We start from the raw sequence: 18180 nt of genomic DNA on the forward strand, positions 1-18180 counted from the left end.
TGCTCCGTGGGGACTCAGGCGCCCAGGGGGGCGAATTGGCGGGTGTCCACCGCCGCCTTGTCGAACTCGAACCAGGGGTCGGGCTCGCCGTCGAGCGCGAACTGCAGCTGCTCCCACAGGGCCTTGCGGCCTTCGTGGTCTTCGAGGATGCGTTTTTTCACGTAGTCCAGGCCCACGCGGTCCACGTAGTGCACGGTGCGCTCCAGGTACCAGCCCTCCTGGCGGTACAGCTCGCAGAACGCGCCGGTGTACTCCAGCACTTCTTCTGACGTCTTGAGCTTGGTGAAGAAGTGCGCCACCTCGGTCTTGATGCCGCCGTTGCCGGCCACGTACATCTCCCAGCCCGAGTCCACGCCGATGATGCCCACGTCCTTGATGCCGGCCTCGGCGCAGTTGCGCGGGCAGCCCGACACCGCGAACTTCACCTTGTGCGGCGCGTACATGCGCCACATGGCGCGCTCCAGGTCCTTGCCCATTTGCGTGCTGTCCTGGGTGCCCATGCGGCACCACTCGCTGCCCACGCAGGTCTTCACGGTGCGCAGGGCCTTGGCGTAGGCGTGGCCGCTGGGCATGCCGATGTCCTTCCACACATTGACCAGGTCTTCCTTCTTCACGCCCAGCAAATCGATGCGCTGGCCTCCCGTGACCTTGACGGTGGGGATCTTGTATTTGTCCACCGCATCGGCGATGCGGCGCAGTTCGTCGGCCGTGGTCTCGCCGCCCCACATGCGCGGGATGACGCTGTAGGTGCCGTCTTTCTGGATGTTGGCGTGGCTGCGTTCGTTGATGAAGCGGCTTTGCGGGTCGTCCCTGGCCTCCTTGGGCCAGGTGCTGATGAGGTAGTAGTTGACCGCGGGGCGGCAGCTGGCGCAGCCATTGGGCGTCTTCCATTCCATGAACCTGAACACGTCGGCGATGGTCACCAGCTTGGCTGTGCGGATCGCATCGCGCACGGCCTGGTGGCCGTGGTCGGTGCAGCCGCACATGGCCTTGGTCTTGGGCGTGGCGCTGTAGTCGCCGCCCGCCGTGAACATGATGATCTGCTCCACCAGCCCGGTGCACGAGCCGCAGGATGCGCTGGCCTTGGTGTGCTTGCGCACTTCATCCAGCGTGAACAGGCCTTTTTCCTTGATGGCCTTGCAGATGGAGCCCTTGGTCACGCCGTTGCAGCCGCAGACCTCGTCGCTGTCCTGCATGGCGGCGGCCTTGCTCTGGCCCTGGTGGCCCGTGTCGCCCATGTTGGATTCGCCGAACATGAGCCGGTCGCGGATGTCGCTCACCGTGCGGCCGTCGCGCAGCAGCTTGAAATACCAGCTGCCGTCCACCGTGTCGCCGTACAGGCACGCGCCCACGAGCTTGTCGTCCTTGAGCACCAGTTTCTTGTACACGCCGCCGAAGGGGTCGCTCATCACGATTTCCTCGGTGCCTTCGCCGCCCTGGAAGTCGCCGGCCGAGAACAGGTCGATGCCGGTGACCTTGAGCTTGGTGGAGGTCAGTGAGCCCTGGTAGCGGCCGATGCCGAACTCGGCCAGGTGGTTGGCCAGCACCTTGCCCTGCTCGAACAGCGGGGCCACCAGGCCATAGGCGATGCCCCGGTGCGCGGCGCACTCGCCCACGGCGTAGATGCGCGCGTCGGTGGTGGTCTGCAGCGTGTCGCTCACCACGATGCCGCGGTTCACGTGCAGGCGCATCTTTTCGGCGAGCTGCGTGTTGGGGCGGATGCCCACGGCCATCACCACGAGGTCGGCGGGCACCTCGGTGCCATCCTTGAACTTGATGCCTGCCACGCGGCCATCGGCGTTGCCCACCAGTTCCTGCGTCTGCGCGCCGATCAGGAACTGCATGCCGCGCTGCTGCAGCGAATCCTGCAGCATCTTGCCCGCCACGTCGTCCAGCTGGCGTTCCATGAGCCAGCCCGCCACGTGCACCACGGTGACCTGCATGCCGCGCTTCATGAGGCCGTTGGCGGCCTCCAGGCCCAGCAGGCCGCCACCGATGACCACGGCGTGTTTGTAAGTGGCGGCGGCGTCGATCATGGCCTGGGTGTCGGCGATGTCGCGGTAGGCCAGCACACCCTTCAAGTCCTTGCCCGGCACGGGCAGGATGAACGGGTTCGAGCCGGTGGCCATGATCAGGCGGTCGTATTCGGCGGTGATCACATCGCCTGCGGCACTGGTCGCGCTGACCACGCGGCGCACGCGGTCCACGTCGGTCACCGTGAAGCCGGTGTGCAGCGTGATGTGGTTGTCGGCATACCAGGACCAGTCGTTCAGAATGATCTCGTCGATGGTCTGCTCGCCGGCCAGCACGGGCGAGAGCAGGATGCGGTTGTAGTTGGGGTGCGGCTCGGCGCCGAACACCGTGATGTCGTACAGATCGGGGGCAATCTTGAGCAGCTCTTCCAGCGTGCGCACACCGGCCATGCCGTTCCCCACCATCACCAGCTTGAGCTTTTTCATCGTGACTCCGTCCGTTGCGCCGCCGGGGCGGCGCGAAAAACAAAAAAGGCGTCCACACGATGCTGCTTCGAATGCGATTCGAAACGGCATGTGGGGACGCCTTTGTCCGTACAACTCCTCGGTGCGCCATTGCACGGCTGAATTGCGGGACCCCGCAGGGTCGTTGCCTACGTTAAGCAATGCTTGTGCCAGTCGCCCTGCACGCATCTGGGGCGCGGGCTGGCGCCGGGCCCGGAGAATGGGGCAGGCCGGGGCCGGACCCGTGCCGCCCCGCGCACCCGGCGGGCGCGGCATGCACCACCTTGGGCATGAAACCTGCATGGAGCTGGTGCATGAGTTTTGAACTGGACTTTGGCTACACCTCGCAGGCCGGGCGCAAGGCGTTGAACGAGGACTTCGCCGCGCTGGTGTCCGGGCAGGGGCGCGAGCGCGAGCGGGGTGCCATCGCCGCCATCGCCGATGGCGTGAGCACCGGCGGCAATGGCCGCGAGGCCGCCCAGACCACGGTCAACACGCTGGTGAACGACTACTTCGCCACGCCCGACACCTGGGATACCACGGTGGCGCTGGACCGCATCCTGTCCGCCCACAACGGCTGGCTCGCGTCCATGAACCGGCGCCGCCAGCCCGCGGTGGGGCTGACCACCGTGACCGCGCTGGTGCTGCGCGGCCAGTCGTACACGCTGGCCCATGTGGGCGACACGCGGGCCTACCTGCTGCGCGGCGGCCGGCTGCAGCAGCTGACCGCCGACCACGTGATGTCGCAGCACGACTTCGCCCACCAGCTCACCCGTGCCATGGGCCTGGATGACCATGTGGTGGTGGACTACAGCCAGGGCGAACTGCACAGCGGCGACCTGTTCGTGCTGCTCTCCGATGGCGTGCACGGCAGCCTTCCCGTGCGCGAACTGCGCCAGCTGCTGCGCCAGGGCGGGCCGGCGCAGGCCCTGAGCGACGGGCTGGTGCAGGCCGCGCTGCGCCGAGGCAGCAGCGACAACGTGACCGCGCTGATCGTGCAGGTGCAGGGCGTTCTGGAGGCCACGCTGCAGGATGAATCCCGCCGTGCGCAGGACCTGCCCGTGCTGCCCCTGCTCAAGGTGGGCGACACCGTGGATGGCCTCACGGTGGCGGCCCTGGTGGCCGACAGTGGCATCCACCGCATCTACCAGGTGCGCGACGGGGCCACGCAGCGGCTGTATGCCCTCAAGACCCTGCTGCCCGCGCGTGCCCACGACGCGCAGGAGCGCGCCACGCTGGCGCACGAGGCCTGGGTGGCGCGGCGCATGCAGTCGGGCCAGGCCGCAGCCCATCTGGCGCGGCTCAACGACTGGCCATTGGGTGCCACCGGCACGGGCGACGGCGCGGGGGCCAGCGCGTTTTACCTGCTGTACGACTGGCATTCCGGCGACACGCTGGGGCAGCGCCTGCGCCACCGCCAGCACCTGGCCGTGGGGCAGGCCGTGACGGTGACCGTGCAGGCCGCGCGCGTGCTGGGCTGGCTGCACCGCCAGGGCGTGGTGCACCGCGACATCAAGCCCGACAACCTGCACCTGGGCGACGACGGCGTGCTGCGCGTGCTGGACCTGGGCGTGGCCCTCTCGGGCCGCGAGCCCGAGGCCACGCGCCGCCTGCACGCGGGCACCCCCAGCTACATGAACCCCGAGCAGTGGCCGGGCTACGAACGCAACGGCGATCCCGCCGGCCAGCTGCCCGACGCGGGCAGCGACCTGTTCGCGCTGGGTGTCACGCTGTACCAGCTGCTCAGCCACGGGCGCCTGCCCTATGGCGAGGTGGTGCAGTACCAGCTGGGCCGCTACCACCGCGACCCCGTGGCCCCCAGCCGCCACAACCCGGGCGTGCCCATCTGGCTCGACCAGATCGCCCTGAAGGCCGTGGCGCGCCACCGCGCGCAGCGCTTCGAGACGGCGGAGGAGCTGCTGCTGGCCCTGGAGCGCGGCGCGTCGCGGCCCCTGTCGGCCCCCGGCCCCCAGCCCCTGATGCAGCGCGATGCCACGGCCCTGTGGAAGATCGCGCTCGCGGTGAGCGTGCTGGTGAACCTGCTGCTGATCTACTGGCTGCTGTTCCTGCCCCGGTAGGGGGCGGCAATGGTGGTTGATTGCTATTGAAAACATAGCTGCTGGCGCTGATGGAGAAAGCGCCAGGGCCTGTTTTTCCTTCAAGGTAACATCGCGGTGGTGCGCGGCCTCTGAAGCCGCCCCGGCCCCTGCGGGGATGCCGGGCAGGGGCTTTTCCTTTCGGGCGGCCCGTGCCCGCGCCTCCGTGGGCAGGCACAAGGCAAGGCCGCGACGCCTCAGGAGGAAGTCCTGGCCCGTCCGCCGCGTTCGGCCCAGGTCCGCGTCCAGCGGATCTGCATCACGCGCAGCAGCAGCAGCATGGCCAGCGCACACACCGCGATGCCCACGAAACCCCACAGGTAAGTGCCCGTGTACTGGCGCGAGATGCCCATGCCGTTGGGGATGAGGCCGCCGCCCAGCGCGCCGATCTCACCGATCATCGAGCCCGCCACCGCCGTGGTCAGCGGCCAGCGCAGCGGCACCAGCTGGAACAGTGCGCCATTGCCCGCGCCCAGCGCTGCAAAACACACCAGGAACAGCAGCATGGTGATGGGCAGCGAGTTCTCTGCCAGGCCACACAGCACCATGCTCACGGCCGTGATGGCCAGCACGCCCGTCAGTGTGTTGACGCCGCCCCAGTGGTCCGACAGCCAGCCGCCGAACACGCGCAGGGCCGCGCCCAGAAAGGCCGCCATCATCGTGAGCTGGCCTGCCTGCACTTTGCTCACGCTGAACTGGTCGTAGAAGTAGCTGGGCAAAAAGGCGGTCAGGCCGATGAAGCCGCCAAACGTCACGGCGTAGATCAGGCTGAAGGCCCAGCCGTCCTTCTCGAACAGGCAGGCAATGTGTTCACGAAAGCTGCTGTGGGCCGCGAGGTCCGGGGGTTCCTTCGCGTAGACGGCCATCACCAGCGCGGGGATGGCCACGCTCACGGCGGCAAAGCCATACACGGCCTGCCAGCCGAACTTTTGCGCCAGCGCGGGGGCGAGCAGCGCGGCCACCGCCGTACCCACGTTGCCGGCGCCCACGATGCCCATGGCCAGGCCCTTGTAGCGCGGCGGAAACGAGCCCGAGCCCAGCGACAGCGCCACGCCAAAGCTGGCGCCCGCCACGCCCAGCAGGATGCCCATGGCCAGCAGGTCGTTGTAGTTGTGCACGAACATGTAGCCAAAGCCCATGGCCAGGAAGATGCCGGCCATCTCGACCAGCGTGGCGTTCTTGCGGCCGATGTACTGCGCCAGGATGCCCAGCGGAAAACGCATGAGCGCGCCCGCGAAGATGGGGATGGACAGCATCATGCCCATCTGCGTGGGTGTGAGCTGGAAGGCCTCGCGGATGAACGGCGCCATGGCACCGTTGATCACCCAGATTGCGCACGAGAAACCGAAATACAGAAAGGACGACCACAGCGTGGGCGCGTGGCCGGACTTGAGGAACTCGCGAAATTGAAGCATGGCGATCTTGCGCAAAAGGGCCGTGGTGCCTGCCGCAAGCACACCCCAGCCGGGCAGAAAAACAAAAAGGCGCCTGCATGGACTGCTCGGGCTGTGTCCCAGCCTGTGCCTGCCCATGAAGACGCCAACGTCCTGTTCGCCCAATCCGCCGTTGCACCGGGCTGACACGCGGCCCGCATTGGCCGCAGGCTTCCTCAAGCAATGGCTGTGCCAAGCCGGTGCATTGCCAAAGCGCAAAAGGAACCCAGCCCGGGCGCCGTCATGCGCCAGCGTTCGCTGCGGCCGGGATGGGTGCCCGGCCGGCGGGGTGCCTGGAATGGTGCAGCGCAACGCACCAACCCGGTGTGGGCGCGATGCACCTGTTTGGGGATTTTTGGCGCGACACGGCCCGAATTTGTTTCAGGATTGCAAGTTCCTGGATTAGCATGGTTTGCATCCGTGCCTGGCGTGTCTTGTGATGCCAGGGGGCGGTGGACCGAGCAACGGCCTATTCCCATTCTTTGATGAGGGACCAACCATGCGCGTCAATCTGCCCGTCAGCACCCAGGAATATGCGTTTCCCGCCGGCCAGACCCTGGTGTCCACCACCGATCTCAAGGGGCGCATCCTGTACTGCAACCCGATGTTCATCGAGGTCAGCGGGTACGAAAAGGAAGAACTCCTGGGCCAGCCGCACAACATGATCCGGCACCCGGACATGCCCGAGGAGGCGTTTCGCGACATGTGGGACACCATCGCCAGCGGCGCACCCTGGTCGGCGGCTGTCAAGAACCGGCGCAAGGACGGCTCTTTCTACTGGGTGATGGCCAACGTGACGCCCCTGATGCAGGGCGACCAGCCCACGGGCTACATGTCGGTGCGCACCGAGGCCACGCGTGAAGAGATCCAGGCGGCCGACCGGCTGTACCGGCAGATGCAGGCTGAGAAGCAGGCCGGCACGTCCGTGCACGTGCTGCGCGCGGGCCAGCTGGTGAAGAACACGTCCTGGGGGCGCGTCGCCGGCTGGGTGCGCCTGGGGCCCCTGGGCAAGATGATGCTCTGCACGCTGCTGCTGGTGCTCGCCTCGTTCGGGGCCGCATGGCTGGGCGGGCATGCGGTGACGCTCGCGTCCGGGGTGGCGTGGGTGGCCGTGGCGCTGCTGGCGCTGGCCATGGCGGCCTACCTGCACAAGGTCACGGTCGCGCCGCTGGCGCAGATGCTGCGATGGGCCAACCGCATGGCGGCAGGCGACCTGACGCAGAAGATCAGCGCCACGCGCAGCGACACGGTGGGCGACCTGCAGAAGGCGCTGGCGCAGCTCAACGTGAACCTGCTGTCCATCGTGCGCGACGCGCGCCAGGAGAGCGAGCACATGCAGGTCTCCACCCGCGAGATCGCGCAGGGCAACCAGGACCTGTCGGCGCGCACCGAGGCGCAGGCCGGCAACCTGCAGCAGACGGCCGCGTCGATGGAGGAGATCACCGGCACCGTCAAGCAAACCGCCGAGTCGGCGCGCCAGGCCACGGTGCTGGCCACGCAGGCCACCGGGGTGGCCGAGCGCAGCAGCGAGGCCGTGGATGGCGTGGCCAGCACGATGAAGCAGATCCAGGCCGCGTCGGGCCGCATCAGCGAGATCACGCAGCTCATCGACTCCATCGCGTTCCAGACCAACATCCTGGCGCTCAACGCGGCCGTGGAGGCCGCGCGCGCGGGCGAGCAGGGGCGGGGGTTCGCGGTGGTGGCGTCGGAGGTGCGCAGCCTGTCGCACCGCACGCAGTCCGCCGCCAAGGAAATCCGCCAGCTGATCGACGACTCCGCCACCAAGGTGAGCGAGGGCCATGAAAAAACCGACGCCGCGCAGAAGACCATGGCCGAATCGCTGGAGCTGGTGCGCAGGGTGAACACGCTGATCGGCGAGATCCACAGCGCGTCCAACGAACAGCTCAGCGGCATCTCGCAGGTGAACTCGGCGGTGGCCCAGCTCGACACCATCACGCAGCAGAACGCCGCGCTGGTGGAGGAGAACGCCGCGTCGGCCATGCAGCTCAACGGCCAAGCCCAGACCATGACCGAGACGGTGCAGGTGTTCCGCATCGATGCCTCGGCGCCCGCGCAGACGCGCGATGCGGTGGCGCTGCGCAAGGAGATGAAGGGCGGCCAGGCGGCAAAGTCTTCCAGCCGCGCGCTGGCGCCCGTCTGACAGGCGCAGGGCGGCCGGTTGCATGGGCGGCGGCCCACGGCCTCGCGGGACATGGGTTCTTGCACGCCCGCCCCCCGCCGGTAGGGTGGCCGCGGCCGGCGGTGTGCGGTAGCCTTCGCGGCCAGGGCGGGGCGCGGGTGCCTGCCTGCTGATGGAGACCATGGCACTTTTAACCACCGAACGATTCATCGCGACCTGCCTGCATGGCTGCGTGCGCGCCTGCTGCAAGAGAACGCAGGCACCGTTGTGCGGCGCAGGGCTGGTGCCTGGTGCAGCCGTACCTCCATCGGCCCGTGGCCGGGGGCTGGAGTGCGTCGGCAAGCTGGGCAGCCGCCCTGTGCGGGCCGGTGCGCTGAAGGCGTGGCCAAGCGGCACGCCGCTGTTGCCGTACCAGGACGCGCGGGTGTCCGTGGCACGCCACGCCGGTGCATAGTGCGCACATCACAGGAGTCGATCCCTATGGCATACACCTGCGCGAGCTGCGGCAAGGACCACGATGAACTCTCGCCCTACATGATGTGGCGGCTGCCGGACCCGGCCCTCGAGCGTGAGCATGAACTCGTGTTCGACGACGACTTCACCTGCCGCATCGGCGACGAGCAGTACTTCATCAGCTGTGAGCTGGAGGTCCCGTTCAAGGCCGATGACCTCAAGCCGCTGGGTTTCATCTGCTGGGCCCGGGTGGACCGCGAAACATACGACCGCTACCGCGGCTATCGCGAGCACGAGGACACGCTGGCGGAATACGCCGAACTGGTGCCGGGCACGTTGGCCAATCCCATCCCCTGCGTGCCCGGCTCCTCTGGCACGGCCGTGGGCCTCAAGGTGCTAGCTGGCGACCCCACGCCCTACATTCGCTGGGTGGATCCTGGCTCGGCCGTGGCGCACCTTCTGGCCCGGGGCGCAACGGTCGGGTATTGGCACGAGGCCATGGGCGCGGGCTGAGGATGTGGGCTGGGGGCGCGGCGGGGTTCTTGATGAAATCAAAAACCATAGCGGCTAGCGCTTTATGCATGAGGGCTGGAGGCCAAAAAGGCTAGAAACCCAGGGTTTCCGGCCCCTGTGCTGCTCCTCCCTTCAGGTGCTCCCCCGCACGGTCAACTCAAAGCCCAGGTCGACCGAGTTCCGCTCGGGCGCCTCGCCGCGCATCAGCGCAAGCAGCATGCGCGCACTGGCCTCGCCGATGGCCGAGCGTGGCGTGCGCACCGTGGTCAGCGGCGGCAGCATCTGGTCGCTGCCGGCCAGATCGTTGAAGCCCGCGATGGCGACCTGGCCGGGCACCTGCAGGCCCAGCCGCTGCGCTGCCAGCAGGCCGCCCTGCGCCAGGTCGTCGTTGCAGAAGAACACGGCATCGACACCCGGGCGGGTGCGCAGCAGTTCCTCCAGCAGTTCTCCGCCCAGCCGCATGGACGAGGGCTGGGGGCTGAGCAGTTCCAGCTTCGGGTCGTACAGGCCCGCTTCCTTCAGGCAGCGGCGGTAGCCTTCGGCGCGCTGCATGGTGCGGGGGTCGAGCTGGGCCGCGACAAACGCCACGCGGCGACGGCCCCGGGCCAGCAGATGGGCCGTCATGCCGTGGCCCCCGTCCTGCTGCGAAAAGCCCACGCAGTACACGCCGGGCGCGGAGGTCATCTCCATCAGGTGCACGCACGGCACGCCACTGGCGGCGATCATCTGGCGCGATGCCTCGGTGCGGTCGAAGCCGGTGACCAGCAGCCCCGCCGGGCGGTGGGCCAGGTAGGTGCGCAGCAGCTGCTCTTCTTCCTGCGGGTCGTAGTGGGTCACGCCGATCAGCGCCTGGTAGCCGTGGGGGAACAGCGCGCGGTGCACGGCTTCCAGCACGTCGACGAACAGGGCGTTGGACAGCAGGGGCACGAGCACGGGTACCTGCACGCTGCGCTGGGAGGCGAGGGCCCTGGCGGCGGGGTCGGGCACGTAGCCCAGCCGCTGGGCGGCGTCTTTCACGCGCTGCACCAGTTCCTGCGCCACGCCGCGCTCGCCGCGCAGCGCGCGGGAGGCGGTGATGGGGCTGACCTCGGCGGCCTGGGCCACGTCGCTCAGTGTCATGCGGCCGCTGGAGCGGCGCCTTGTCTCGGGTTTGTTCAAGGGTTAACCCTCATTGGGGTGCGGATGGATGTGGTTAGGATAGCGCTGTCCGAGCGATGGGACAAGGCATTGACGCCCATTTTGGACGAAGTTGCAAAAGTTGCCACGGTTATTGCGGCATCCAGCCAGGGTGCCTTTTTTATGGATCAATTGGATAGCGCTACCAATATGAGTGTTTTGCCGTCGACGGTTTTTCTGGTGGTCATGGGCGTGGCGGGCTGCGGCAAGTCGAGCCTGGGCTCGGCCCTGGCGCAAGCCGAGGGCCTGCCGCTGATCGAGGGAGACGACCACCACAGCCCGGCGAGCCGTGAAAAGATGCGCCAGGGCATCGCGCTGACCGATGCAGACCGCGAGGGGTGGCTCGCCACGCTCGGGCAGCTGCTGCAGGCGCAGCCCCATGGCGCGGTCCTGACGTGCTCCGCGCTCAAGAAGTCCTACCGGGACCGCCTGCGCGATGCCTGCCCGGGGCTGCGGTTCGTTTTCCTGGAGATCGACCGTGCCAGCGCGGGCCAGCGCGTGGCCGACCGTGCCGGGACCCATTTCTTTTCCAGCGCGCTGGTGGATAGCCAGTTCGCCACGCTCGAGTCGCCCGTGGGCGAGGCGGGAGTGCTGCGGCTGGATGCACTGGCCGCCCTGGCCGTTCTTCAACAGCAGGCCTCGGCCTGGATCGCCGCCACGGAGGCCGCATGACCACCCCGGAAGACTCCACCCCCGTGCGGCCCAGCCGGTACGTCGCCGCCTCCCAGGTGCTCATGGCCGCCTGCCTGGCCGTGATGGCCGTGGCCGTGTTCGTGAATGTGGTGCTGCGCTACGGCTTTGGCAGTGGCGTCGTGGCGAGCGAAGAACTCTCGCGCCTGCTTTTCGTGTGGATGGTTTTCATTGGCGCCGCGGCGGCCTACCCCGCCGGCGAGCACATGGCCTTCACCAGCCTGGCGGGCCTGCTCGCCAAGCGTCCCCTGGCATTTGGCGCGCTCACGGCGTTGATCCGGCTGCTGGTGATCGCGGCCTGCGCGATGCTGGCCTGGGGCGCCTGGCACCAGGTGATCGTCGGCATGGACAGCCATTCCGTGGTGCTGGGCTACCCGGCGGCCCTGTTGCCGCTGCCCGCCTTCCTGTGCGCTGTCGCCATCGGCGTCATGGCGCTGATCGAATTGATTCAACGCAAGCCGCTGGACCTGGGTCACGGCGCCGAGGTGGAGTAACCGATGATGTCCCTGGGACCCGAAGCGCAGGCTTTTATTGTTTTCTCCGTGGGCATGCTGGTGCTCATGGGCACAGGCATGAACATGGGCCTGGCCCTCGTGCTCACGGGCGCGGGCATGGCGTGGGTGCTCGACTTCTGGGATGCGCAGCTGCTGGCCCAGAACCTGGTGGCGGGGGTGGACAGCTTTCCGCTGCTGGCCGTGCCGTTCTTCATCCTGGCTGGCGAGCTGATGAACTCGGGCGGCATCAGCCGCCGCATCATCGACATGGCGCAGGCCTGGGTCGGGCACATCCGGGGCGGCCTGGGCTACGTGGCCATCGGCGCGGCGGTGCTCATGGCCAGCATGAGCGGCTCCGCGCTGGCCGATACGGCCGCGCTGGCCACCATCCTCTTGCCCATGATGCGCCAGCAGGGCTACCCGATGAACACGTCGGCCGGGCTGATCGCCTCGGGCGGCATCATCGCGCCCATCATCCCGCCCTCCATGCCGTTCGTCATCTACGGCGTGACGACCAACACCTCGATCTCTGCGCTGTTCGTCTCCGGCATCGTGCCGGGCCTGATGATGGGCGCGGGCCTCATCTTCGCCTGGCGCTGGGTGCTGCGCGGCATGGACCTGCCGCAGGGCGAACCCTTGCCCGTCAAGGACCGCCTGCGCGCCACGGTGCGTGCCTTCTGGGCCATGCTGATGCCCCTGATCATCATCGGCGGCATGAAGTCGGGCGTCTTCACGCCCACCGAGGCCGCCGTGGTGGCCGCGTTCTACGCGCTGGTGGTGGCGTTGTTCGTCCACCGCGAAATGAAGATCGCGGAAATCTACGGCGTGCTGGTGCGTGCGGCCAAGACCACCTCCATCGTGATGTTCCTCTGCGCGGGCGCCCAGGTGGCCAGCTACATGATCACGCTGGCCGACCTGCCCAATGTGCTGACCAGCTGGCTGGGTCCGCTGGTGGAGAACCCCCGCCTCCTGATGGCGGTGATGATGATCGTGCTGGTGCTGATCGGCACGGCGCTCGACCTCACGCCCACCATCCTGATCTTCGCGCCCGTGATGCTGCCCATTGCCGTGAAGGCGGGCATCGACCCGGTGTATTTCGGCCTGATGTTCGTGCTCAACGGCGCGATCGGCCTCATCACGCCGCCGGTGGGCACGGTGCTCAATGTGGTGGCCGGGGTGGGGCGGATATCGATGCACAGCGTGATCAAGGGCGTGAACCCGTTCCTCTTCACCTACGTGCTGATCCTGGCCTTGCTGGTCGCCTTTCCACAGATCGTCACCGCCCCCGTGGTGTGGCTGCGCTGACCGCCCGTTTCCTCCCCTCTTTTTTCCTTTCCCACCCGCTAATGGAGACAACCATGAAAACTTTCCGCCGCACCCTTCTGGCCGCCTTGTCGGTGGCCGCCCTTGCCTGCTCGTTCCAGGCCGCCGCGCAGGATTTCAAGCCACGCATCATCCGGTTTGGCTACGGCCTCAACGAAGTGTCCAACCAGGGGCGTGCCACCAAGCTGTTCGCCGAAGAGGTCGAAAAGGCCTCGGGCGGCAAGATGAAGGTGCGCGCCATCGGCGCCGCCGCCCTGGGCTCGGACGTGCAGATGCAGCAGGCGCTGGTCGGCGGTGCGCAGGAGATGATGGTGGGCTCCACCGCCACGCTGGTGGGCATCACCAAGGAAATGGCGATCTGGGACACCCCCTTCCTGTTCAACAACGCGAAGGAGGCCGACGTGGTGCTGGACGGCCCCGTGGGCCAGAAGGTGATGGACAAGCTGCAGGAAAAGGGCCTCGTGGGCCTCGTGTACTGGGAGAACGGCTTTCGCAACCTGACCAACAGCAAGCGCCCTGTCACCAAGCTGGAGGACATGAATGGCATCAAGCTGCGCGTGATGCAGAACAACGTGTTCCTCGACAGCTTCAAGACCCTGGGAGCCAATGCCGTTCCACTGCCGTTCTCGGAACTGTTCACCGCCCTCGAGACCAACACCGTGGACGGCCAGGAGAACCCCTACAACACCATCCTGTCGAGCAAGTTCTACGAGGTGCAGAAGTACCTCACGGTGACCAACCACGTCTACAGCCCCTGGATCGTGCTGGTCAGCAAGAAGTACTGGGACGGCCTCAACAAGGCCGAGCAGAAGGTGCTGCTCGATGCCGCGAGGAAGAGCCGCGACTTCGAGCGCCAGGATACGCGCGCCGAGGCCGACAAGGCGCTGGCCGACCTCAAGGCCAAGGGCATGCAGGTCAACGAACTGTCGCCCGCAGAAGCCAGCCGCATGCGCGAGAAACTGGGGGCGGTCAATACCAGCATTGCCGCCAACGTGGGCGAGGCGCTGTGGAAGGACGTGCAGGGCGCCGTGGCGCAGGCGCGTGGGAGCAAATAAGCCTGGGTGAGACGCGGCTGCCGCAACGCCATTGCGGCTCCCAAAGACAAAAGGCCGAGGCCCCGAAAGGGGCCTCGGCCTTTTTGCATTTGCAACTGCCTGCCCGCACCGCCTTGCGGCGCGGGCAGGACGGATTACAGGGAGCCGATTTCGCCGGACGAGATCTTGCCAGTGCGCAGGGCGTCTGCAGCTTGGGCATTCACCGCGTTGCGGTCAGCGGTGGAGGTGTAGACCAAGGCACGCGAACCGACGGGGATGGCACCGCTGGTTTGGGGCACTGCCGAGGCTTCGGCTTGCACTTCGGCACGGGTGCGGTTCGTTTCGAACTTCGTGGCGAATTGCGAAGCATCGACTTCGTCGGCCTGTGCACCGAAAGAAGCGAAAGCGGCCACGGCGGCGATGGAGAGGAAGCGTGCGGTCTTGTTCATGGTGAAACTCCGGTGAAATTCAAAAAAATGAGGGCGATGTACTTGGAAATACGCAGCAGGAGAGGGCCTGGATTCAGCGAATCAAACGCTGATCAACCACGCTCACCCGAAGGGATCTGGCCGGTGCGCACGGCATCGGCGGCCTGGGCACGCACGGCGGCGCGGTCGGCCGTGGATTGATACGTCACCACACGCGAACCTGCGGGTTCGATGGAGCGGGTCTGGGCCACGGTGGCGGCTTCGGCGGCCACTTCGGCGCGGGTGCGGTTCGTCTCGAACTTCGTGGCGAACTGCGATGCATCGGCCTCGTCGGCCTGGGCACCGAAAGAAGCGAAAGCAGCCACGGCGGCGATGGAGAGGAAGCGGGCGGTCTTGTTCATGATGAAATCCTTCAGGAAGAAAAAAGCGTCTCAAAAAAGCCGGGACAAAAACCATTTCTGAACCGGGTTCGGTGAGTCGCCTTGCGGGTTCGGCTCATCGATGGGATGAACTGTACGCCGCGGTGGTACAAAGAAAAACTACTCGGTCGCAAACTAACTGTTCCAGTTTTGGAAACAATCCAGACGCCTGTCTTTCTGCCTGCGGCCCGAGGGCCGGTAGCCAGTCGCAAGCGATCGTGGTGGCAGGAGAGGTGGGCGGTGAGTCCTTTCGAAAGCGCGTTGGACATGGGCTGTATCGTGCCGGGCGGCGCGGCATGCGTCGTCTCAGCGCGGTTTCGGTTCTTTTCGGTTTGTTTCGGGTTCTCCCGAATGCAACAAGTGCGAAACATGTGCATCGAGTCCGTGGGGAACGCGCCAAAGGTGTGGTGAATGGCACTTGCGCGGGTTGCATCGGCAAGGCTTATGGGCTGAAATCACTCTGTACCTGTTTCAGCCATCACGAGGGAGGTTCCAATGACCGTAGTCGCCAAGATTCTTCAATCCAAACCCGATGCCACCGTGCATACCATCGGGCCCGCCACTTCGGTGTTCGATGCGCTCAAGCTCATGGCGGACAAGGGCATCGGTGCGTTGATCGTGACCGAAGGCGCCGACATCGTGGGCATCTTCACCGAGCGGGACTACGCGCGAAAAATCGCGCTCATGGGGCGCACGTCCTCGGTCACCCAGGTGCGGGACGTGATGACGACCGCCGTGCTGTTCGTGCGGCCCGACCACACCAGCGAGCAGTGCATGCAGCTGATGACCGGCAACCGGCTGCGCCACCTGCCCGTGGTGGACGACAGCAGCAAGCTCGTGGGCATGATTTCCATCGGTGACCTGGTCAAGGACATCATTTCCGAGCAGAAATTCATCATCGAGCAGCTGGAGCAGTACATCACCGGGGCGCGCTGACGGCAGGAGATGCCCGGCAGCCCAGGCGCGTGGGCGAGAAAACCGGTTGGCCGGCAGCCTGGATCGGCCGAGAACCCGCTGCTAGCCGGCGACGAGAATCGGCTCGCAAGCCTCACCGGCTTGCTGGCGCTCGAACATGATCCGGTAGGCCGTTTCGAGGTCGCGTGTGAAGCGTTGACCATCAAACAGCGGCGAGTTGGTGCGCAGCCTTTGAAGCTTGGCACGAACGGCCGCCAAGGTCTCGGGTTGGCTGGCAAGTTCAATGGCACGGGCTTCGTAGTCCTGCGGGGTGTGGGTAATCAATTCGGGCAAACCCACTGCGGTGAGCAGGCTGGCGGCCACTCGTCCCGCGAAGGCCTGGCCCGCGAGCGTGAGCACGGGTAGCCCGGCCCAGAGCGCGTCGCTGGCAGTGGTGTGGGCGTTGTAGGGCAGGGTGTCGATGAAAAGATCTGCCGCCCGATGGCGCGCAAGATGGTCGTCCAGCGGCATCCGCTGTGCAAAGACCAGGCGAGCGCCACCCACGCCGCGCTTTTCGGCCTCCTTGACGAGATTCTCGGCGGCGGCCTCGTTGTCCTTGAACAGCCACAAAACGCTGCCAGGTACCGCCTTCAGGATGCGCATCCAGCAGTCAAAGGTGCCCGGAAGAATTTTGTAGTTGTTGTTGAAGCAGCAGAAAACGAATCCGCTGTCTGGCAGGCCCAGTTCCGCGCGTGTGAACTGGCGGTCGGAGATGGGGCGGCGGCTGTCGTTGACCTGGTAGCTGTACGGCATCCAGACTGCTTTTTCAGTGAAGAATCCCTGGTGCTCCGGGGGGATGACGACTTCGTCTGCAATGACATAGTCCATGTAATCGGCACCGGTGGTGCCGGGGTAGCCGAGATAGCTCACCTGAACGGGTGCGCAGCGGTTGGCAAAAATGCCCATGCGCCCATCCCGGGTGAATCCTTTCAAGTCGACCGCGATGTCGATTCCCAGGCCCCGAGCCATGGCGGCGATCTCCTGATCTGTGCGCCCATCGACCTCGTGAAAATGGTCCACACTCTGCTCGATACGGCGGCGGATGCCATCCATCACCTGGGGGCCAAGCGAAAACGCGTGAATCTCGAACTGTTCCTTGGCGTGGCTTTCGAACAGTTCGGCCATCAGGTAGGTGGTGGCATGTGTGAAGTAGTCTGCAGAGAAGTACCCCACTCGGATGCGTCCGGGCCGCCGTGCAGGGAAGCTGTGCTGTGCAGCTTTGTCCAGCCGATGCAATTTCAGATATGCACGCGCCAGCTGGAGGTGAAGGAGTGGGTCGTCCACTATCGCAAGGAAGGGAAAGGGGCTGCTTCTTTGCAGCGCACCCTTGCTCCGCAATTCCTCCAGGTAGGAATCGAATCCTGTCCAGTCGCAGATATGCATGCGCACGGGTTGCGCGACGGCTGGATCGGCGTGGCAATGCGCAAGGCTGTCAATGGCGGCGGTGAATCGCTTGAGGTCGATTTCCGATGCCGCCTTGTGAAAGTGGGCAGCCTCCAGCGCGGGGTCGATTTCCAGGGCCTTTTGGTAGTTGGCGATCGCGTCATCGTGCCTTCCCATTCCTGCCAGAGCCCGTCCGCCGATGACGTAGGCGCTGGCTTGCTGCGGATTGATGGAAAGGGCATTTTCCACTTGCGCAATGGCCTGTTCGTGGAGGTGCAGGTCCAGAAGGCAGCCTGCATGGTCCAGCACCACCTGCGCATTGCCAGGCTGCAGTTCGGCGGCACGCCGCAGCAAAGGTTCTGCTTCTAAAAGCAGGCCCTGCGCAGCGAGCGCGCGGGCTTTGGTCAAACACGCCTCTGCATACTGAGGGTGAATCGCCAGCGCCCGGTCGGCTGCAGCGATGGCCGCATCAAGCTGAGCTGTTTCTATGAGGGCGCACGCCAGGTTGTTGAGGGCCTTGAGGTTTTCAGGGGCTGCCGCCAGCACGTGCTCGAAAGCGGCAATCGCTTCCTCGGACCTTTTCAGTTCCAGCAGGGCAATCCCCTGGTTGACCCGTAGCTCGGGGTGGTCGTGCCCCGCTTCGATAAGTTGGCTAGCGCTGGACAGGGCTTCTTCGTGAAAACCTGCCTTGATGAGGATGCCCACGCGGTTCATTTGTGCGGCGGGCATTTCTGGCTGCAGATCTAGAGCCTGATTGATGCGCTCTAGGGCCTCCTGGGGCTTGCCGCCCCCGGCCAGTGCCAGAGCCAGATTCACGTGAGCACCCGCATCCTGTGGCAACAACCGCACTGCCTGCCCAATCAGCCGTTGCGCGTCTGCAAATGCGCCGCTGCCCAGCGCCACCACGCCCAGCATGTGCAATGCACCAGGATGATGGGGACTCCTGGCCAGAATCTGCTGGTAGAGGTTGGCAGCGCCCTGCAGTTGTCCACTGCGATGCAGGGTCAGGGCCTGTTGGAAGGCTTGGTCAATCTGGAAGGCGGCGCTTGCGGTGGGCTGGTGGGGCCTGAAAAAAGGGGGAGATGTCATGTGGAAAGTCGCCATGGATGCGGGATGCCAGGCCCGTCTTCCACAGGAAGCGAATGCGGCCTGCGGATGGGGCCGCAT

The 18180-nt window shown here is 66.1% G+C and carries 15 protein-coding genes; 9 read left to right on the top strand and 6 right to left on the bottom strand.

The genetic code is table 11. The features are described from left to right. Positions 1–14 precede the first annotated feature (14 nt). On the bottom strand, positions 15–2459 hold the full coding sequence (gene nirB / locus AC07OD_RS00190) for a nitrite reductase large subunit NirB (RefSeq protein ID WP_494594505.1): 2445 nt from the start codon (positions 2457–2459) through the stop codon (positions 15–17). Between the two features lie 332 nt (positions 2460–2791). On the opposite strand from nirB, the gene AC07OD_RS00195 reads away from it, so the two are divergent. After that, complete coding sequence (locus AC07OD_RS00195) at positions 2792–4555, top strand: bifunctional protein-serine/threonine kinase/phosphatase (RefSeq protein ID WP_369641892.1); 1764 nt, start codon at positions 2792–2794, stop codon at positions 4553–4555. Positions 4556–4770: 215 nt separating this feature from the next. Here the strand turns inward: AC07OD_RS00195 and AC07OD_RS00200 are convergent, their stop codons facing one another. After that, the gene (locus AC07OD_RS00200) at positions 4771–5988 is read right to left on the bottom strand and encodes an MFS transporter (protein ID WP_494594508.1); all 1218 of its coding nucleotides are present in this window, start codon (positions 5986–5988) and stop codon (positions 4771–4773) included. Positions 5989–6505: 517 nt separating this feature from the next. On the opposite strand from AC07OD_RS00200, the gene AC07OD_RS00205 reads away from it, so the two are divergent. From AC07OD_RS00205 to AC07OD_RS00215, 3 genes are all read left to right on the top strand, one after another. Then, the gene (locus AC07OD_RS00205; protein ID WP_218293871.1) at positions 6506–8167 is read left to right on the top strand and encodes a methyl-accepting chemotaxis protein; all 1662 of its coding nucleotides are present in this window, start codon (positions 6506–6508) and stop codon (positions 8165–8167) included. A gap of 160 nt (positions 8168–8327) precedes the next feature. Continuing rightward, entirely contained in the window at positions 8328–8600 is a 273-nt protein-coding gene (locus AC07OD_RS00210; RefSeq protein WP_494594511.1) for a hypothetical protein, read from the top strand. A 26-nt stretch (positions 8601–8626) separates the two neighbouring features. Further along, a complete protein-coding gene (locus AC07OD_RS00215) occupies positions 8627–9112 on the top strand; it encodes a DUF2199 domain-containing protein (protein ID WP_369641893.1) in 486 nt (161 codons plus the stop codon). 132 nt (positions 9113–9244) lie between these two features. On the opposite strand, the gene gntR is transcribed toward AC07OD_RS00215, so the two are convergent. Continuing rightward, positions 9245–10270 carry an HTH-type transcriptional regulator GntR gene (gntR, locus tag AC07OD_RS00220; protein WP_492245540.1) on the bottom strand — a complete coding sequence of 342 codons (1026 nt, stop codon included), beginning with the start codon at positions 10268–10270 and terminating at the stop codon, positions 9245–9247. Positions 10271–10474: 204 nt separating this feature from the next. Here gntR and AC07OD_RS00225 point away from each other — a divergent pair, with 204 nt between their 5' ends. The 4 genes from AC07OD_RS00225 to AC07OD_RS00240 are packed head-to-tail and all read left to right on the top strand — an operon-like array spanning position 10475 to position 13850. Further along, on the top strand, positions 10475–10960 hold the full coding sequence (locus tag AC07OD_RS00225) for a gluconokinase (RefSeq protein WP_218294444.1): 486 nt from the start codon (positions 10475–10477) through the stop codon (positions 10958–10960). Next, positions 10957–11472 carry a TRAP transporter small permease subunit gene (locus AC07OD_RS00230; protein WP_218293873.1) on the top strand — a complete coding sequence of 172 codons (516 nt, stop codon included), beginning with the start codon at positions 10957–10959 and terminating at the stop codon, positions 11470–11472. Before AC07OD_RS00225 ends, AC07OD_RS00230 begins: the two co-directional genes overlap by 4 nt. 6 nt (positions 11473–11478) lie before the next feature. Continuing rightward, entirely contained in the window at positions 11479–12777 is a 1299-nt protein-coding gene (locus tag AC07OD_RS00235) for a TRAP transporter large permease (protein WP_218293874.1), read from the top strand. Positions 12778–12830: 53 nt separating this feature from the next. Beyond that, positions 12831–13850 carry a TRAP transporter substrate-binding protein gene (locus AC07OD_RS00240; protein WP_218293875.1) on the top strand — a complete coding sequence of 340 codons (1020 nt, stop codon included), beginning with the start codon at positions 12831–12833 and terminating at the stop codon, positions 13848–13850. A 134-nt stretch (positions 13851–13984) separates the two neighbouring features. Here AC07OD_RS00240 and AC07OD_RS00245 read toward each other — a convergent pair whose 3' ends face one another. Continuing rightward, complete coding sequence (locus AC07OD_RS00245) at positions 13985–14278, bottom strand: DUF4148 domain-containing protein (RefSeq protein ID WP_218293876.1); 294 nt, start codon at positions 14276–14278, stop codon at positions 13985–13987. Between the two features lie 92 nt (positions 14279–14370). Continuing rightward, a complete protein-coding gene (locus tag AC07OD_RS00250) occupies positions 14371–14658 on the bottom strand; it encodes a DUF4148 domain-containing protein (protein ID WP_218293877.1) in 288 nt (95 codons plus the stop codon). A 513-nt stretch (positions 14659–15171) separates the two neighbouring features. Between AC07OD_RS00250 and AC07OD_RS00255 the strand changes: the two genes are divergently transcribed. Next, positions 15172–15612 (top strand): CBS domain-containing protein, encoded by a 441-nt coding sequence (locus AC07OD_RS00255; RefSeq protein ID WP_218293878.1) that lies wholly within the window; start codon positions 15172–15174, stop codon positions 15610–15612. Positions 15613–15693: 81 nt separating this feature from the next. Here AC07OD_RS00255 and AC07OD_RS00260 read toward each other — a convergent pair whose 3' ends face one another. After that, the gene (locus tag AC07OD_RS00260) at positions 15694–18102 is read right to left on the bottom strand and encodes a tetratricopeptide repeat protein (protein ID WP_494594517.1); all 2409 of its coding nucleotides are present in this window, start codon (positions 18100–18102) and stop codon (positions 15694–15696) included. Positions 18103–18180 lie beyond the last annotated feature (78 nt).

The organism is Acidovorax sp. GW821-FHT10E03, from assembly GCF_059415205.1.

Excerpts from the sequence above, each read along its gene's own strand:
- nirB (WP_494594505.1), bottom strand. The coding sequence starts at position 2,459 with ATGAAAAAGCTCAAGCTGGTGATGGTGGGGAACGGCATGGCCGGTGTG.
- AC07OD_RS00195 (WP_369641892.1), top strand. The coding sequence starts at position 2,792 with ATGAGTTTTGAACTGGACTTTGGCTACACCTCGCAGGCCGGGCGCAAG.
- AC07OD_RS00200 (WP_494594508.1), bottom strand. The coding sequence starts at position 5,988 with ATGCTTCAATTTCGCGAGTTCCTCAAGTCCGGCCACGCGCCCACGCTG.
- AC07OD_RS00205 (WP_218293871.1), top strand. The coding sequence starts at position 6,506 with ATGCGCGTCAATCTGCCCGTCAGCACCCAGGAATATGCGTTTCCCGCC.
- AC07OD_RS00210 (WP_494594511.1), top strand. The coding sequence starts at position 8,328 with ATGGCACTTTTAACCACCGAACGATTCATCGCGACCTGCCTGCATGGC.
- AC07OD_RS00215 (WP_369641893.1), top strand. The coding sequence starts at position 8,627 with ATGGCATACACCTGCGCGAGCTGCGGCAAGGACCACGATGAACTCTCG.
- AC07OD_RS00225 (WP_218294444.1), top strand. The coding sequence starts at position 10,475 with ATGGGCGTGGCGGGCTGCGGCAAGTCGAGCCTGGGCTCGGCCCTGGCG.
- AC07OD_RS00230 (WP_218293873.1), top strand. The coding sequence starts at position 10,957 with ATGACCACCCCGGAAGACTCCACCCCCGTGCGGCCCAGCCGGTACGTC.
- AC07OD_RS00235 (WP_218293874.1), top strand. The coding sequence starts at position 11,479 with ATGTCCCTGGGACCCGAAGCGCAGGCTTTTATTGTTTTCTCCGTGGGC.
- AC07OD_RS00240 (WP_218293875.1), top strand. The coding sequence starts at position 12,831 with ATGAAAACTTTCCGCCGCACCCTTCTGGCCGCCTTGTCGGTGGCCGCC.
- AC07OD_RS00245 (WP_218293876.1), bottom strand. The coding sequence starts at position 14,278 with ATGAACAAGACCGCACGCTTCCTCTCCATCGCCGCCGTGGCCGCTTTC.
- AC07OD_RS00250 (WP_218293877.1), bottom strand. The coding sequence starts at position 14,658 with ATGAACAAGACCGCCCGCTTCCTCTCCATCGCCGCCGTGGCTGCTTTC.
- AC07OD_RS00255 (WP_218293878.1), top strand. The coding sequence starts at position 15,172 with ATGACCGTAGTCGCCAAGATTCTTCAATCCAAACCCGATGCCACCGTG.
- AC07OD_RS00260 (WP_494594517.1), bottom strand. The coding sequence starts at position 18,102 with ATGACATCTCCCCCTTTTTTCAGGCCCCACCAGCCCACCGCAAGCGCC.